Genomic DNA, 19,175 nt, shown 5'->3' with positions numbered 1-19,175 from the left:
AACACATGGCTGACGGCGAGTTCTACGTCGACACCGACGGGCTGCGCAACCAGCTGCCGTATGTGCAGCAACTGGCGGCGCGGTTCCGTGACATCGGCAAGAGCCTGGAGGGCAGGCTCGGCGAACTGGGCGACTGCTGGGGCGACGACGCCTCCGGGCGGCAGTTCTACGAGCAGTACGCCACGCCCAGGAAGCAGATCATCGAGAGCACCGGGCAGATGGGCCAGCTGGTCGACAGCATGCACGACGGCATCCGGACGATGGCCGTCAACCTCGAACGCATGGAGGACCAGAACATCGAGGCGACCAAGCGCCTGGGAGCCACCGAGGTCCACCCTGCCGAGTCCCGGGTGAAGAACACCAAGTCATGAGCATCAACCTGCCCCCGGAGCTCGGCTGGGTCGCCAAGCTGGCCGTCGGCCAGGACTGGCCCAAGGGCGACGAGGACAAGCTGCGCAGCCTCGGCGAGGCGTGGGAGGACGCTGCCCGGCAGCTGACCGCCATCAGTCGCGAGATCGACCCCGCGACCAGTGGTGTGCTGCACAGCATCGGCGGACAGGTCGCCGACGAGTTCTCCAACTTCACGCAGCAGCTGAAGTCCAATCTCCCCGACATGGCCGATGCGGCCGGTCAAGTGGGCAAGCTGGGCAAGAACACCGGGCTGCAGGTTGAGTATGCGAAGTACATGATCCTGGCGCAGCTGATCTGGCTGGCGGTCGAGATCGCCGAACTCGCCTTCTGGGCGCCCGAGGTGATCCCGGCGCTGGTCACCGGCGTGCGGATGATCGTGAAGATGCTGCTGAAGCGGCTGCTGATCTCGATCGCCACCGGTGTCGGGTTCATGGTCGGCATGGACGCGGTGATCCAGGGGATCCAGTTCCTCAAGGGCGACCGCACCCAGTGGGACACCGCGGCCACGCTGCAGGCCGTGGAGGGCGGCGCGATCGGCGGCGCGATCGGCGGCATCTTCTCCGGTGCCGGCTCGGCGTTCGCACCGAAGTTCGCGGCCTCGCTGATCGGCAAGGGCGTCATCGGCGGCGTCTCCAGCGTCGTCACCACCGAGGTCATGGAGCAGATCTTCGGCGGCGAGAACGACATGGGCGCCGCCGTGACCTCGGGGATCATCGGCGCGATGGGCGGCGGCGGAGGCCGTCGCAGGTTCGGCGGCGACGAGCACACCGAGATCCACACCCCGGACGTCCATCTGCCGTCCACGGCCGACATCCACCTCCCGAAGCTCCCCTCCGAGGGCGGGTCCGGCTTCCCCGGGGCGGAGAACTTCGACACCGGCGGCCTGGGCAAGGGCGAGGGTCTCGGCACGACCGGCCTCGACAAGGGCCTGGGCACGGACGTGCCCCACAGTTCGGGCACGGGCGGTACACGAGGTACCGGGACCGGTGGCACGGGCGTGGTCGACACGGGTACCGGGGGTACGCGTACAGGAGGGGCCCGAGGAGACACCGGGACCGGTTCGGGCCGCGGCACCTCCGGGAGCAACGACACCTCGCGCGGGACCACCGGCACGAACTCCACCACCGGTGGCGACCGCAGCGGGACGACCGAACACGGGACCACCCGCCCGACGACCGAGTCGAAGGGCCCGAGCACGACCGAGAGCGCCACACGCGGCACGGGCGACACCGCCCCGCACCTCCCCACCGAGTCCGCGCCCGCGCCGCACACGTCCTCCGGTGTCCCGGAGCAGACAGGGCGCTCCGGCGGGCTGCCCGGCTTCGAGACCACGTCCAACGGCCACGGCGGAACCGACCACACCGTGACGTCCGTGCCGCACGAGAACACACCGACGTCCGGCACGGTGGCCCAAGGACACCAGGGCGCCAGCTCCGTGACGGATCATCAGCACATATCGAGCAGTAGCGACAGTGCGGTGACGGACCGTCAGCAACCTCCCGCCTCCGTGGTCGACCGGTCACAGCCCCAGAGCACCGTGTCCGAGCGTCCGCAGACCCCCGGCAACGCGACGGACACCCAGCGGACTCCCGGGCCCGTGTCCGCGCGGCCGGAGACGCCGACCACCGGAACCGACCGGCCGCAGACATCGACCACCGGCAGCACCCAGCCGCAGGCCCCGTCGACCGGGACGAACCGTCCGTCCACCGAGTCCGGGGGCACCCCGCGTCCCACCGTGAGCGTGGAGTCGTCGTCCGGCCCGCGCCCCGGCACGGAGTCCGCACCGCGCCAGGAGTCCACCGCGGCCCCACAGCCGCGTCCGTCCACCGCCACCAGCAACGGCACCAGCACCAGCCACTCCCCCGCCACGAACAACGGCACGCGCGGGGACGAAGTCGCGCCCCGGGCGCCCCGCCCGCGCGCGGACAGCGAGAGCGGGACGAACACCCCGCAGCACGAGCCGTCGACGCCTCCGGTGCGGCAGTCCACCGGCGACGGAAACCCGCCCGTCCTGCCGGACGTCCCGCAGCACGAGCCCGGTGCGACACCCCACCCGCAGGACCACCAGGACGGCACCCCCGGCGACCACTCCCCGGGCAGCACGGACGAGCAGCTCCGGCAGCTCGACACCCTCGTCGTGCCCACGCACGACCCGGACCCGCCGACCCCCTTGCACCAGGCCCCGTCCCCGCCGACGACCCGGCCCGTCTCGCCCGACGCCGGGATCAGGCAGCGCACCGCCGATCTCGACCGCGCCGCGCGTACCGCCGGAATGTCCAAGGACGACCGTGACACGTACACCCGCGCCATCCAGGAGGCCACCGCGTCCGGCGACTGGGACCGCGCCGGACAGCACCTCGCCGACTTCCGGGCCCATGTGGAGACGCGCACCACCAGCCAACGCTACGAGGCGTTCCACACGCACGCGCAGGGCGGCTTCGAGCGGCTGACCAACCTCACCGGCTCCAAGGAGGAGTGGCAGGGCAAGGTCGACTCGGTCGAGGCGGCGCGCCGCTCCGGAGACCCGGACCTGCTCGACAGCAGGCTCAACGAGTACTCCGCGTACGTCGAGAGCCACGTCCCCTCCGAGGCGCTGACCGGTCAGGACACGCCGCGCCCGTTCCACCAGGACGTCGAGGACGTTCGGCAGCGCCTCGCCATGACCACCGACGGCCCCACCGCCGACCGGCTCCGCTCTCAGCTGGACGACCTCAGCAGGGACGCCGAACTGCACGACCGGCTGGCCCGGTTGCGTTCCTCCGCCGAGTCCGATCCCGAGACCGCGGCGCTGCACGAGCGGCTGGACAACGCCAGGACACCGGACGAGGCCGACCGCGCGCTGCGGGACCTGCAGGAACACCGGGAACTGCAGGAGTTGCAGCAGCGCCTCGACCACCTCAAGTCGGACGAGCCGACGCCGGAACGCGCCCCGGAGCGGGGCAGCGAGGAGGACCTGCGCCGCCGTCTCGACGCCCTCGACGACGGTGCGGACGACCGCGAGCGCGAACTGCGCGTGCAGGTGGACCGGGCCGCCACCGCCGACGAGGCCGACCGCGCGCTGCGCGAGCTCCACGACCACCGCGAGGAGCAGCAGTTCCAGCAGCGGCTCGACCGGCTCAAGTCGGACACCTCCGAGGACCACCACCCCACCGAGCAGGAGCTGCGCGACCGCCTCGACGCACTCCACGACGGGGAGGGGGACCCCCGCGCCGCCGAGTTGCGCCGGCAGGCTCAGGAGGCGACCACCGAGCGGGAGGCCAGGGACGCCCTCGACAAGCTGGACCGGCACCTGGGCCGGCGCGAGCAGGACCGCCAGGACCAGGTGCGCGAACTGACGGACCGGCTGGAGCAGTTGCGGGATCAGCGCACCGAACAGCTCCTCGGGGGCGACTCCCGCGGTGCCGAGGACACCGGACGCCGGATCGACGAGGTGCGCGAGGAGTTGTCCGCGCACCAGACGTACGACGAACGCACCAGCACGCTACGGCAGGAGCTGGCGCAGAAGACCGGGAACCCCGAGGCCCAGGGCCACCTCGACCGCATCACCACCGGAACCGACCAGCACGGCGGCACCGACGAGCACACACCGACCGAGCAGCACATACCGACCGACGAACACGCACCGGCCGACGAACACACCACGCCCGCGCACCGCGGGACCTCCGCGGAGGGGAACGCGGTCAAGGTCCCCGCGGACCACTCCCCCACCCGCGACCAGCACTCCTCTGAAGGACAGGGGACGAAACCGGACACCGGCTCGCGGCCGCCGCACGAGGAACAGCCGCGCCGCCAGGACCAGGGGAACGAGCAACTCGTCGCCCACCGCCCCTCCGAGGACGGCTCGGAGTCCGGCTCGGAGTCCGGCCGGTCGGACGAGGACTCGACCGATCCCCGCCACCATCCGGTGCCCAGCACCGAGGGACTGGACGACCTGCGCAGTCCCGGCCCGCCGCCCCGGATGCGGCTGGACCGCACCCCGCGCTATGTGGTGCGGTCCGGTTTCGACCAGCGGCGGTTCACCGTCGGCGACACCCCGTACACCGATCTGACCGTGCGCGTGGCGCTGCGCGACGACGGCTCGGGCCTGCACAACGCCGACGACACCTGGAAGCGGGCGGAGCAGGGCGTCAAGCAGTACTTCAACGACCCGAAGTACACGCTGCCGGGCGGCGACCGGCTGCATGTCACCATCGAGCGCGTCGGCCCCGGCGACAAGCCGCACCTGACCGTCGACCTGGTGGGCGGCGACCACGGCATGGACCAGCGCAGCTGGACACCCGGGGCCAGGCCCGTCGAGTACGCGCACGAGATCTCCCACCAGCTGGGGCTGCGGGACGAGTACGCGGACGACACCGCACCGCAGCGCCCGCACATCCCGGGCAGCCTGCTGGGCGACATCCACCAGCGCCCCGAACACCAGGAACTCACCCACGGCGGCCTGCGCGACCGCCATCTCCAGCTCCTGGGCGCGCTCACCGCGGGCCACGACGACCTGCTCTCCCACCAGGGCCACACCGGCGACCACCGAACGGACCACCCGCAGGACCACACCGGCGAGTCGGTCGCGCCGAGGGGGCCGCAGCCGGGCACTCTGCACGACTACCTGCCCGAGAACGAGTGGTGGAAGTTCTACATCGACCCCAAGAACCACGCCGAGGCACAGACCGCCTTCCCACACGACCCGGGCTCGTACTACGACCACGACCGCTCTCCCGGCTTCCAGAAGGGCATGGTCGCGGCCTACACGAAGTTCCTCGGTGACTCCGAGACGGTCAAGACGCCGATGGACTCGTCGTCGTACCGGACGATGCACGGTCTGGCGACGAGTCACCTCGGCCGCGATCTCGACTGGTCCGGCGGCCGTCCGACGCACTTCCCGTTGCGCGGCGAGACGCTGGCCCCCGACATCTTCGACGAGAAGGTCGGGGACCGGGCCCTCGTCTACGACATGACCACGCACGACTGGTCCAAGGGCGTGCCCAAGCCGCAGCCGGCCACCATCCTCACGCGCTTCCTGCACAACAACCCGGCGCTGTCGACCAACTACCGCAAGGGCGAGGCGCCCGGTCTCGTCGACACGGTGTTCCACCAGCACTACGAGCGGGTCGCCGAGCCCGGCATCGACGACAGGACGAAGCTCGCCTCGATCGCCCGTACGGTCCGGTCACTGCATGTGATCCACCCCTTCGAGGACGGCAACCTCCGTTCCAACGTCCAGATCCTGCTGCCCAAGCTGCTGCTGGAGCAGGGCTACCGGCCGATCGTGCCGGACGACATGTACGGCCTGTTCCAGGGCGGCCGCTCGGTGGACGAGATGGTCGACTCCCTGGTGCGCAACGGCACGCTGGACACCGCCCGGCCGCATCTGTCCGGCGACCAGGGCTCCTCGGACCAGGTCGCGCCGAAGCTCCCCGGCCCCTCCACCGACGGCACCGGCGCGCACGACGGCACCCAGCACCTGCCTCCGCTGGTGTCCGACGACCAGGGCCACGGACAGCACCAGCAGCAGCACGACGATCCGGCGGACGACCCCGCCTGGCAGCACTCGCGCGACCAGGCCCCCGCGGTCCCACGGCAGCACACCTGGGTGGACCCGGTCTCCGACCCCACCCGGCAGCACGAACCGGCGACCACGTCGCACGAGGACCAGTCCACCCCGCACCAGGAACAGACGACGACACACGAGGAACAGACGACGTCCTCTTCGTCGAAGCCGGGCGAGGTCGACGCACACACGGCGCGTCAGACCTACGGCATGCCGGAGAAGAACTTCAAGGGCTTCCGCGACATCGCGCGGGACAAGGGCCTGGTCATCGACGTCCGCCCGACCAACCCCACCGCACCCAAATGGCTCGACGCCGGAGCCATGGCCAAGCCACAGGCCATCAAGGCCAAGACCATCAACGAGGCCGACGTCCACCTCGGCGCCGACCCCAAGAACATCGGACTCGTCGGCTACTTCAAGCCCAGGACGCCCGACCAGAGCACCGTCCCCCCGGGCGACTGGGACAAGGTCCTCTCCCGCCACAACCAGCGCTCCACCGAGTACCACGAACTCGCCGCGAAGATGGCGGCGTACGAGACGGACAACAAGTTCACCGTCAAGGACGGCGTGGTCTACGGCATCGACGAGGGCGGCACCCAGCGGCCCATCACCGGCGACCACGACCTGTTCGACATCTCCACCCCGGGCGGCACGCGGATCCCGTATCCCGAACACGACGCGCTGATCAAGGAGATGCAGACCAAGGACATCGCCGTCATGCACGGCGCCCACATGTTCTGGAACCCGCCCTCCCCCTTCAGCAAGACCGTCTTCGACAAGATCGTCGACTCCCACCAGGGCCCCGACGGCGAACCGCTGCTGCGCTTCCGCCCCGAGAACGACCACGCCGAACTCACCTGGACCGAACCGCTCAGGACCGGTGAGGTCAACTCGTACACCGCGCGCCAGACCTATGGCATCCCGGAGAAGAACTTCAAGGGCTTCCGCGACATCGCGCGGGACAAGGGCCTGGTCATCGACGTCCGCCCGACCAACCCCACCGCACCCAAATGGCTCGACGCCGGAGCCATGGCCAAACCGCAGGACATCAAGGCCAAGACCATCAACGAGGCCGACGTCCACCTCGGCGCCGACCCCAAGAACATCGGACTCGTCGGCTACTTCAAGCCCAGGACGCCCGACCAGGCCAGCGTTCCTCCCGGCGACTGGGACAAGGTCCTCTCCCGCCACAACCAGCGCTCCACCGAGTACCACGAACTCGCCGCCAAGATGGCGCTGCTGGACAAGAAGAACAAGTTCACCGTCGTGGACGGCGTGGTCCACGGCATCGGTGAGGACGGCATCCAGCGCCCCATCACCGGCGACCACGACCTGTTCGACATCTCCACCCCGGGCGGCACCCGCATCCCGCTGGAGGAGCATGACGCGCTGATCAAGGAGATGCAGACCAAGGACATCGCCGTCATGCACGGCGCCCATATGTTCTGGAGCCCGCCCTCCCCCTTCAGCAAGTCCATCTTCGACAAGATCGTCGGCTCCCACCACGGTCCCGACGGCGAACCGCTGCTGCGCTTCCGCCCCGAGAACGACCACGCCGAACTCACCTGGACCCGGCCTCCGGAGGAGTCGCGCAAGGACGACACCCCGCCGGACGACGGCACGGACAAGGACACCCGCGGCGGCCGGGACCAGCAGGACCCCAAGGACCACGAGGAACCCAAGGACCATCAGGAGCCCAAGGACCACGAGGAGCCCAAGGACTCCAAGGACTTCGAGGACTCCGAGGACCACGAGGGCCGGCAGGATCACGGCGACCACCAGGACCAGCACAAGGACCGGGGGGACCAGCACAAGGACGAGGAGCAGGGGCAGGCCCTCACCAAGGAAGAGCCCCGCGAGAAGCCGCAGCAGGAGCCCCTCGACCAGGAGCCGCCCAAGACGCACACCCTGGACAAGACCGAGGATCCGCCCAAGGACGAGGACGCCCCCAAGGTCGAGCCGGAGAAGGACCACACCCCGGCCAAGGACCACACTCCCGCCAAGGACGACAGCACCGCGGGCGACGAGCAGCAGGAGAAGCCGCCCGCGCCCCCGCAGAAGGACCCCGAGCCGGTCCTCGACGGACGGCACACGGAGTCCCTCGCCGGCAAGAAGATCACCGAGGACCCGGGTCCGGAGGGCGTGCGTACGCGGGTCGAGGCGCTGCTCGGCGGCCACGGCAAGGACACGTCCGTCGTACAGCGCCTGGACGCCGCCCTCGATCCCGCCGACTTCCGCAAGCAGCACGGCGCGATGGTCAACGGCGGCTGGCGCTTCACCGTCCACGTGGACGGCAGGCCCTACGAGGTCGAGGTGAAGGCCACCGCCTCCCCCTGGCACCTCGACACCACGACCGATGCCGCCAAGGACAACGACGGCGAGGGCTTCGGCGTACCGTCCGAGTCGACGCACGACTCCGACCCGCGCAAGACGGAGATGACCTCCTCCGAGGCGGGCCTGGAGTTCGGGCCGACCGTCATCCGTCCCGTGAACAGCGAACTGTCGGTCCTCGTCACCCCCTCCGGGAAGCTGGGCGGCGCCACGCACGGCCGTGAGACCACGGTCAAGTCGTCGTCCCAGACGGCGAACCAGATCGCCTTCACCGGCAAGACCGACAGCTACACATCCGACTTCACCTACCAGGTGAAGGTCACGGACCATCAGGGCACCCGGCTCGGCGCTGAGGGCACCCATGACGCCGTCACCGGCAAGGTCCGCGCCGACGTACCCCGGCCGGAGGACCTGGCCGACGGCCGGCCGCGCACCTGGCAGGGCTGGGACCCCGCCCGCACGGACCAGCCGAACACCGCCGCCGCACCGGCCTCCCGGACCCCCAGGCCCGCCACCGGCCACCCGGTGTCGATCACCGGTCTCGACACGGCACGGAACGCGGTCTACGAGGCGCTGCCCCGCGAGGCACGACCGGACGGCACCGCGCACCGGGACATCGAGGACTTCTTCCAGCCGTCCAATGTCATCAACGAGTTCGAGCACGCCTCGGGTTGGGGCCTGCTGTCGAAGCCGCTGACGCTCAGCGACGGCAGCAGGGCCCAGCTGCATCTGACGGTGGAGCCGGACGGCTCCCAGGCCCTGCACACCGTGGACGACAAGGCCACCCTGGGGTCGAAGTCGACGGGTGAGCACGGCCAGAACCGTACGGAGAACAGTTCCTGGTCACTGGGCCTGAGCGGCGGCGCCACCGGCCAGGTGTGGAAGGCGAAGGACAGCTCCGAGTCCACATGGCTGACCGGTACCGCCGGCTACACGGGTTCCAGCAACCTCACCCACGGCACCAAGGGCAAGAACGCCATAGGCACCGAGTCCAGCCATGAGCACACCGGCAAGGCCGACCTGGTCGCGACCGACGTACGTCTGCGGGTCCAGCTGATCCGGCACCAGTTGCGGCCGGGGCTCGACGGGCTGCACGGCACCAGCACCACGAAGATCGGGGACCACACCCCGCCGCCCTCCGAGCAGCGTCCGGAGGACACCGCCGGCCATATCGCCATCACCATCAACCCGCAGAACGGCGAGGTGCTGCGCGCCGTCCCGCACGAGGGGTCCACGCCCGCCACCACCGGCGACCATCCGCCGCTCGACGCCGGCCGGCTCACCGGCCCGGTCGCGGCCCAGCGCACCACGTTCCTGGACTTCCCCGGCTCCTCGGAGCTGGAGGACCACATCGTGCGCGAGATGTGGAAGAGCTCGCCCGGTGTGCTGCCGCCGCCCGAGGCGATCCACCCCGGCACCGCCACGGCACACGACGGTGCGAGCACCGCGAACCGTCCCCGGACCACCCCCGAGGCATGGGAGAACCTGCGTTCGCTGCGCCGACAACTCGCCCCCTCACGGCTGCGCGACTCCGGTCCGAAGCTGCTCGACGGCTCCTACCGGATCACGCTGAAGGGCTCGCATCTGCCGCTGCGCGAGGGCAGCACCCACGAGATCCTGATCAAGGCCGAGCCGTCCAAGGGCGACTACGTGCGCTCGGGCAAGTCGACCACGAAGGCCGTGACCACCCGGACGACCGGGGCCGACAAGACCGTCACGCGCAGCTCGAAGCACGTCGTCAACCTGGCAGGCAATGTACGCAGTTCGCTGGACCACCCGGATGTGACGCGCGGCTTCGCCATCGGCAGCCTCGACATCACCGCGCACAACCCCTCGCACGGTCTGACCACGGGTGCCGAGACCGAGGTCAAGCGGCAGTTCTCGCTGGAGGCGGACACCGACGTCTACGCCCACCCGGTGACGTACCACGTCATGGTCGGCGTCGAGAACCCGAAGCAGCCCACCACACACCTGTCCACCGACGCGCCCTCGCCCCATATGCAGCACACCAGGCAGGTGAAGCCGGACGGCCGGCTCACGGTCGAGGTCGCGCGGAAACCGGAGACCACCGGCACCGACACCGCGCCGCCGCGGACCATCCCCGAGCTTGACGTGCTGCCGCAGCGACACGCGATCCGCCATGTCACCGGCTCCGACGACTTCCGGGACACCGCGAAGCGGTCGCTGACCAGTGCCTTCGAGAGGAAGAACGAGGCGTCGACGCCCGACCTGAAGGAGGCGCTGGACGGCATCTCCGACGAGGACCACCTGAGGGCCATGGTCTCCGCCTCGCACGGCGGCTGGGCCAACAGCGGTGACGAGCAGGTCGGTTCGGGCCGCAATCGCGACACCGTCGGGCTGTCGGCCCGGACCCGCCTGAGCAACTTCAGGTTCCACGAGACGCTGCCCGGCGAGGGCAAGCTGGAGATCGAGACCAAGTCCAGCGGGTCCACCGCGGTGGCGGACAAGACCTCCCGGGCCTTCAAGGCGGGACTCGGCTTCGACGCCGGGCGCTTCCCGTCCAAGGACAGCCCCGACGCGTCCCTCCAGGTGCGCGGCGGTGTCAAGGGCAAGGGCGGCGCCGGCCACAACGTCAGCGAGAACGTCAAGCAGAAGACGACCACGTCGCGGAAGGCGGCGTACAAGGGCACCTGGCACGTCTACGAGGCGGACGCGGACGTCACCGTCCAGGGCCGCGTCACGGACGCGAAGGGCAACGTCACCCTCGGAGACCCGCAGACCAGCAAACACCGCGTCATCGTGCTGCTCTCCGACGACGACGTACGCAAGCTCGGCGACGACCGGACCGGCGACACCAGCACCCCGGCCCCCTCCGGCACACGTCAGGCGCCGCTGCTGACCTCCGGACTGCTCGGCGGGGCCACCGCCGACATACCGAAGTCCGACGAGATCCTCGGCGAGATCGACCGGCAGATCCGCCGGCTGGACACGCCCGCCGACATACCGGAGACGGCCCTGCCGTTCGCGGGGACGTTCTCGCCGGAGAACCTCTCGGCCAACTACGAGGACCTGGTGGGCCGGGGCATCCTCGACCACCATGTCCACGAGTCCCGCACCCAGCGCGTGATCACCGAGGTGCTGGTGCGCGGTGTCCCGCAGGACAAGTGGACCGACGAGGGCGACCACTCCACCGGCGACACCACCCGCAAGGTCACCATCGCGCAGACGGTCAAGGGCGGCGCGGGCCACAACTGGTCGCTGGGCGCCGACGGCAACTTCCGGGTGTCCTACGCGCCGGTGGTCAAGGCCAAGCCCGGCCAGGACGCGGCCGAGGTCAAGGCCGAGGAGAAGAAGTCCGGTCTGGGCAGCGTCGCGTGGGCCCCGTCCGGCGGCGGCGAGGGCAGCCGGACCAAGAGCGCGGACAGCGGTGTCACCACCAAGGTCGAGCACAAGACGTCGAAGTTCGGCGACACGGTGAAGTTCTCCAACCGTATGCGCTTCGAGGTCACCGTGACCCAGCGCACCGAGTACGGACGCTTCGTCAACCTCGCCAAGCCCCGGCCCGTCGACCCGTCGTGGCCGGTCCATGCCTACGTCCCCAAGTCACTCACCGAGACCGCCGAACAGGCCGCCGCACGCCGGCCGGAGCCGAACCCGCAGTCGCCGCAGCCGCCCCAGGTCCACGACGGCGGCAACACCGTGGAGATGCAGCCGGTCACCGCCTCGCAGGCCGACCGGGACCGCTGGCAGGCGTCGCTGGACTCCGCCCACGACCTCGTGGGCTTCGACAACCCCGACGCACTGCTCGACCACGCGCAGACGGTGCTCACCACGCCCCGTCCCTGGTCCGACAGCGCACTCGGCAAGGCCGGATCGGCCATTTCCTGGGGGCTGGGCACGGCCGCCTCGACGGTCGGCCGCTGGGCCGGGACCATGACCCCCGACGCCGCGCACAAGCTGGTCAGCTCCTTCATCTCCGACCCCCGGCTGGACGGCACCGGCAACCCCTTGGCCAGGGAGCAGCGCCTGCCGCTGGAGCAGCAGGTGTCGCTGCGCCAGGCACTGTCATCGTCCACCCTGCCCACGGTCTTCCACCAGCTCAAGGACACCGCGAACGGCTACCGCACGGTCCCGTTCGGCGCCGACGGCAGAACCGGCCTGGAAGTCCATCTGCAGCCCACCGGGGAGGCACAGGAGATCTCCACACGGGACAAGGGCAGCGACGAGATCACCGTCTCCACGGAGCACGAGGCGTCCACGACCGCGAGCAACGGCCTCAACGCGAGCCTGACGCCCCTGAACGTCCCCGTGATCACCAAGAACCCGGCCGTCGTCGTTCCCCTCCCGACGAACGCCATGAAGATCGACCGGGACCAGACGTTCGAGAGCAGCTCGCCGGTGACCCGCGCGCCCGGCGTCCCGACCCGCACCCTCACACCCCCGGACCTCCCGCACGGCAAGGAGGCCGCCGAACCCGGCAAGGCCACGCTCAAGGGCGCGCATGTGCTGATGCGGCAGCCGGTACGGCTGACCACCCGGAAGTACGACGAGAACGGCACGTACGGGAACACCTCGCAGACCGACGGCCACGTCTACTACTGGACGGCCAAGAAGACCGACGACACCACGCAGCAGGTGAAGGACGCGGACTCCACCTCACAGCAGGTGAAGGACACGGAGGACACCAGGCAGCAGGCCAAGACTTCGGGAGACGTCGAGTCACCGGCGAAGACCCCTCAAGACGTCAAGGAACCGGAGAAGACGCACGAGGCGGTCAAGCCCGCCGAGGAGACGCCGGACGTGGTCAAGCCTCCGGTGAAGGCACCGGAGGTGAAAGCCCCGGAGGTGAAGGCACCGGAAACCCCTGCACCGGTCGCCACGCACGATGCGACCACGACCAAGACCGCAACCGCAACCGCAACCGCAACCGCAACCACAAGCACCACCAGCAAGACCACGCCCACCACCACGCACCACGTCACCGCCGACGTCCAGCAGACGAAACCGAACGCGGCGGAGACCGCGGTCGTCCGGCAGCCGACGCCCCGCGTCCAGGTGCCGGGCGACGGCCGGTGTCTGCTGTACTCCGTGGTGGCGAGCACCCCGCCCGAGCACTGGCCCGCCGCACTGCGCCAAGGCTCCTCCGGGGACGCGCACACCCAGCACGAAGCGGTGCTGCGCCAGATCCGCACCCAGCGAGGCCCCGTCAGGTCCGACAGCCCCCTGGGCCGCGCCGCGGAAGCCCTCCGCCAGAACGTGCTGCGCTACGTACAGACGACGCGGACGGAGCATCTCCCGTTCGACGTGACCGAGTTGTACCGCCGCAGCCAGGAGAACCAGCTCCGGCAGCAACTGCGGACCCAGAACCTCGACGCCCTCCAGGCGCGGTTGCAGGCCAACGGGGTCGACCACGTCCTGTCCCCGGACTGGCTCCGTCCGGAGGCTCTGCGCAATCTCTACGTGGACGCGCGGACCGAGGAGCTGATGGGCGCACCGCACCACCTCCCCGCGCAGGAAGCGGCCGAGCGGGCGGCCAACGAGGTGCCGGAGACGACGGACCACCAGGGCAACTGGACCCTGGGAGACACCGCCCTGGCACCGCGCGCCCAGTTCGCCTACGTCACCGAGCGTTCCGGCCTCCCCCTGCCCCTGGACTACATCGACAGCCATGACCGTATGGTCGGCGCCGTCGTCGACTCGGCGCTGCACCGGCCGTTGACGCAGGCGGAGCAGCGGGCACTGCTCCGGGCCCTGGAGAACTGGGTGCCGGGCAACGACGCGTGGAACACCAACGAGGGCGAGATGTTCCCCGCGCTGGTGGCCCACGCCCTCGGCATCCAGCTGCGTACGTTCCAGTCGACCGGCGGCGGCACGGCCCACCTGCGCACGGTCGGACCGGAGAACACCGGCCGTTCGACCGATGTGTACTACAACGGCCGCAACCACTACGACGCCAGCCAGGCCCCGACGCCGCGCCCGCCCGCCATGACCGAGGAGGTCGCCCCCAAGGCCCCGAGGGGACCTCTGTCCGCCCCCGTCACTCCCACCACGAGCGCCACAAGCACCACACACGCCCCGGCCACCGACCGCACATCGCCCCGGCAGACCCATGACGGCGACCGCCACACCCCCACCACCGTCACACCCCGTCGCGCCCTGAACCACGCACCGCGCTTCGTGGTGCGATCCGCCTTCGACGCACGCACCTTCCGCGTGGGCGAGACCACCGTCACCGACCTGACCGTGCGCGTCGCCTTCCGGGACGGCTCGGGGCACGACACCGAGACCCCGTGGCAGCGGCTGCGACAGGGCGCCGAGGACTACTACAACCGGCCGGGGCACCGCCTCCCCGACGGCAGCCTGCTGCATGTGACGGTGGAACGCGTGGCCGTGGACGCCGATCCCCATCTGGTCGTCGATCTCGCCGGCCGCGACCGTCCCATGGACCAGCGCACCTGGTGGCCGGACGCGGATCCCGTCGCGTACGCCCATGAGCTGGGCCACCAGCTCGGTCTGCGCGACGAGTACCGCGAGGACGACGAGGAGCCGGGCCGCGCGCAGGTGCCGGGCAGCCTGCTGGGCGACTTCCACCGACCGGCGCCGTACGGTCTCGCCCAGGGCGGGCTGCGCGGCCGTCATCTCCAGCTGCTCGGCGCGCTCGTCGGGGACGTCCGGGGGCCCGGCACGGACCACGGTGCGGGCCACCCCGAGACCCAGGAGCCCCCGAGGGCTTCGTCGGACTCCGCCGACGACGTCCCCGCCCCGGACGCACGGCAGCACACGGACCGCACCCCGCTGTCGCAGGACCCCCGCTGGCACGACGCCCGCTCGGCCGCCCCGCCGGTGACCCGGCGCCATGCCTGGGTCGACCCGGTGACCGACCCGCACCGCGGCACAGCCTCGCAGCACGAGACCGAGGCCCACGACCCGCACATGCCACGGAGCGAGCACGACGCTCCGGGGACGTACCGGGACGAGGAGCAGGACTGGTCGCGGGTCCTGGAGGAGTACACGGAGGAACGGGCACGCGAGTACGAGTGGCTGGACCGCCTCTACGGCGACTCACTCGACCCGGAGGCGTACGACAGCGCCCACGGCGCCCTCCTCACGCTGCGGGCGATGGATCTGCCCGGTGCGACAGCGGACACGGCCGGCCGCACGCACCTGGAGTCGATGGCCCGCCAGGTGCTGCATCTGGACACCGAGCCGACCGAGGACGACTACCGGCACCTGCTGTCGCTCACCGCGAACGCCGGACCCGAGTCTGTCACGGACGCCTCCGCGCTCGCCGCGCACTTCCTGGTGACGGAACACGACGCGCTGGACGACCACACCGCGCTGGTCGACGGGTCGGGATACGCGGCCGGGCGCGACTGGACGGGTTCGAGGGCGAACCCGCCGGACCTGACGAAGTACACGGTGACCGGTCCGGACGGGCGGCCGACGGAGCATCCGGCACCGTGGCACGACCCGTATGTGGTCACCGCGCAGGGGACCCCGGACCACCTCGTCCTGATGGCGGGCGGCCGCGCGATCCATGTGACCGACCCGGAGGAGTTCGCCGCACTCGTCGCCCGTGACCCACTGCGCGGCGAGGGCCAGGACATCCTGCTGGTCGTCTCCGGGGGGCAGGACCACGGGCTCGCCCAGTCCATCGCGTCCCGGACCGGGACCGCCGTGTGGTCGACCGACTCGCATGTGAGTATCACGACCGACTGGGAGACCGGGGCCGAACATCTCGACCTGCTCGGGGGGAGCGGCGGCTGGGCGCTGCTCCTGGGCGGCGAGGGCGGCCTGTCGGACCTGTTCGACGGGCTCGGCCTCGGCCACGACTCCGCCGCGGAGGACCACGCCCCCGTGTCCCCGGACCACGCCCCGGTGACGCACCCCGTGGCACCGGGTCACGACCCCGGTGGCCCCGACTACGCGAGCAAGCTGCACCCGCTACGGGACGCCGGGGAGTCGGCCCTGTCCCCGACGGATCTGGTGGACCGCCTCCGGGCCCGGCCGCTGACGACCACCGACTACCGGGTGATCGGCACCACCCCCGACACCGTGCTGTTCGAAGAACCGACCGGCATGTACCACGCCGCCTTCGACTACCGTCGGACCAGCTCCGACAACGTCCCGCAGCTGACGGTGCCCGCGCAGGGCATGCGGCAGACACTGGTCGACGAGCACCCGCCGTTGCATGTCTCGGAAGACCTGTCGCTGGCCCACCGTCAGTACGGCTACGGCCAGCAGGTCTTCGCCACCGCCAAGGCCGTCGAAGCGGCCAACCGGCAGTTGTCGCTCGCGGGCAGCCTGGTGAGGCTCAAGGCGGACGGCCTGGCGCTGCACGTCGGCGACGGCAAGGGCGGCCATCGCGAACTGGTCCGTGTCACCCCGCAGTTCCTCACCCGCTCCGGAAAGTCGGAGGAGGAGGTCTGCCGTGACTTCGCCCAGATGGTGTCGGGCGGTGTCCCCGCGTCACACGTGGTCTTCCGGGATCCCGACGGCTCCGGGGTGGCCACGGGCCCGATCAACGCACTGGGACGCACCGAGGTCACCGGCATCCACTACCTCGCACAGGCTCTCGGCCAGGTGGCCGACGGCCGGGAGCCGACCGGGCCCGTGGATCCGTCGTGGGCCGCGCGCCAGGTGCTGCGGGACGACCGGCTCATCGCCGAGAGCGACGGTCCCACCCCGGGCGAGTCCTACGGCAGCGCCCTGAGCTACGAACCGCTGGACAACCCGCGACGCGATGTGCTCTCCGACGCGGCGCACGGGATCGGCATCAACGAGCACGCCTGGGCGAAGGTCGGCGAGACCTACCTCGTGCACTCGATCAACGCGCTGGACGAGAACGGCTTCCCGAGCCTGGCGCACAACTACGCCAAACCGAGCGCGCCGGAGGGCCGCCACTTCGGCTACCACTTCGCCGCCGTCGTGCTCGCCAGCGAGGACGGCAAGCACCAGATCACGCTGGAGAACTTCGCCCGGCGCGCCCAGATCGCCGGCACCATGCGGTCGGTCGTGGCGGAGAACCTCAACAGAACCTCGCCGAACGGCTTCCGGAGGCTGCACGCCGCCGTCGGCGACGAGCTGGACCGTCAGCGGGCGAGGGGTGCCGACGAGGCCACGCTCAAGAGGCTGGGCCGCCATCTGGACCTGGCCGACGCGCTCACCAAGGCGGCGGACGCGCGGCGAGCGGTCGGTACGACGGCTCCGGGGAGTCCGCAGGAAGCGGCCGCCAGGGCGGAGTACGAGCGTACGGTCAAGGTCGCCGAGGCGCGGATGAAGCAGGCGGCGGACCTGCCCAAGGGCAGCGAGCTCTGGCACTTCCGGATGTTCTCCCAGCGACCCGGTGAGACCATGCACGAGGTGAGCGCGGACCTGCTCAGCTCCACTCCGTCGGCCGAGGCGAACCCGCTGACCTCCGTGATCGTGCACGGTCACCGGCTCCCCCAGGTGGACATCGGGTTCGACCAGGGCTCCCGGCAGATCAACAAGGTCGAGGCCCGCAAACTGACCTACGTGGCCGAGCACGTGGTGCGCACCGGGCTGTGGAACCACCACAACGGACTGCCGCTGCCGCGGCTCACCGTGACCGGGCGCGGCACCAACCGCCGTCCCACGCTGGGCGGGGTCTTCCCCGACAGCGCCCAGGTCCGGGCCGACACCGTCCACCGGGAACTGCGGGACCGGCTGGACCGCCACCTCATCAACTACCAGCACGGTTCGGCACAACCGCATCTGACCGCGGCCGACTTCCCGGTCACGGTCACCACCGAGCACGGCAGCCGGACGACGGTGTCGGTGCACGATCCCCGGCAGGGCGACACCCCCGCGGCCCCGCCGACCCGCTCCCGCCGGGGGCCGGGCAACACGGACGTACAGCCCCGGGCGCCCCGGCCCCCGCAGGAGCCGCAGCACCCGGCGCAACCGCAACCACCGCATGCCGCGCCGCAGGAGGGCGTGCCACAACCGTCCTACCGCAACGAGCGGCTGACCATCGGAGGGGTCGAGTTCGCCGATGGATCGTCCGAGCTGGCGGGACCCCAGCGGGAGACGGTGCACCGGCTGGCCGCCGAGGTGGCGTGGGCCTCGCTGGCGAACGTCAGGGCGGGCTTCCCGCCGCCCCGCGTCGAGGTGGTCGGCCACGCCAACGGAATACGCGACGGTCTCCCGCACTTCGGCGAGGCGCTCCGGCGCGGGCAGGCACGCGCGGACAGCGTGGCCGGCATGTTCCGCTCGGCGCTGGCAGTCCATCTCACGCGCCTCCAGGCCGACTCGGAGACCGTCATGGCCCCCGAGGACATCGAGATCACAACGCGCTCCGAGGGCAACGCGCTGCCCGGCACCAGCACACCGAACCCAGATCCGACGAACACCCGACGCCACACCCACATCCTGATCGACCTGCCCCGCCCCCAGACCGACGAGGTCTCATAAACCCATCTCGAAAAGCCGCAACAATTGCCACGAAACCGAATGCCGACGCCCCGGCTCCGGGTCTCACAGCCGCGTCTGAAGTCGAGTTCGCGGGGCGAGCTCACGAACCGGTGACGCTCAATGACCGTCACGAACGTCCGGACCACCAACTACACACCGACAGACCGCACCACGGGGACTGTCCGAGCCACCGACCCGGGGAGAACATAAAGCGGGCACTGCCGTGGCCGAGGGGTCGCGGGTACCGCCGAGGAGCGGTCTCGCCCCACGGGCGCTCGGCTCTCAGCCCCCGGAGTCGTCCGCCTCGAAGCCGGCGATCACCGCCCTCGCGTGCCGTGCGGGGTGCCGCCCGACCAGGGCACGCTCAACCGTCAGGTCGTCGTCGGGCACCGGCCGACGCGGTCCTGGTCCCCGTCCTGGTACGCCGCGCCGGCGCAGGACCGACCGCAAGGGGCCTTGTCGGCTGGACAGAGGGGGATCGAAGGACGATCCG

2 protein-coding genes are annotated in these 19,175 nt (G+C 70.9%); both read left to right on the top strand.

All coding sequences use genetic code 11. From position 1 onward, the window contains the following. The first annotated feature begins 5 nt into the window (after nucleotides 1-5). The gene (locus ACIRR9_RS14775; protein WP_123973438.1) at nucleotides 6-371 is read left to right on the top strand and encodes a WXG100 family type VII secretion target; all 366 of its coding nucleotides are present in this window, start codon (nucleotides 6-8) and stop codon (nucleotides 369-371) included. Beyond that, entirely contained in the window at nucleotides 368-18,682 is an 18,315-nt protein-coding gene (locus ACIRR9_RS14770) for a hypothetical protein (protein WP_403751214.1), read from the top strand. Before ACIRR9_RS14775 ends, ACIRR9_RS14770 begins: the two co-directional genes overlap by 4 nt. Nucleotides 18,683-19,175 lie beyond the last annotated feature (493 nt).

This window comes from Streptomyces sp. NPDC101234, from assembly GCF_044767525.1.
Classification (GTDB): Bacteria; Actinomycetota; Actinomycetes; order Streptomycetales; family Streptomycetaceae; genus Streptomyces; species Streptomyces sasae.
This window is presented reverse-complemented; position numbering and strand designations above follow the sequence as displayed.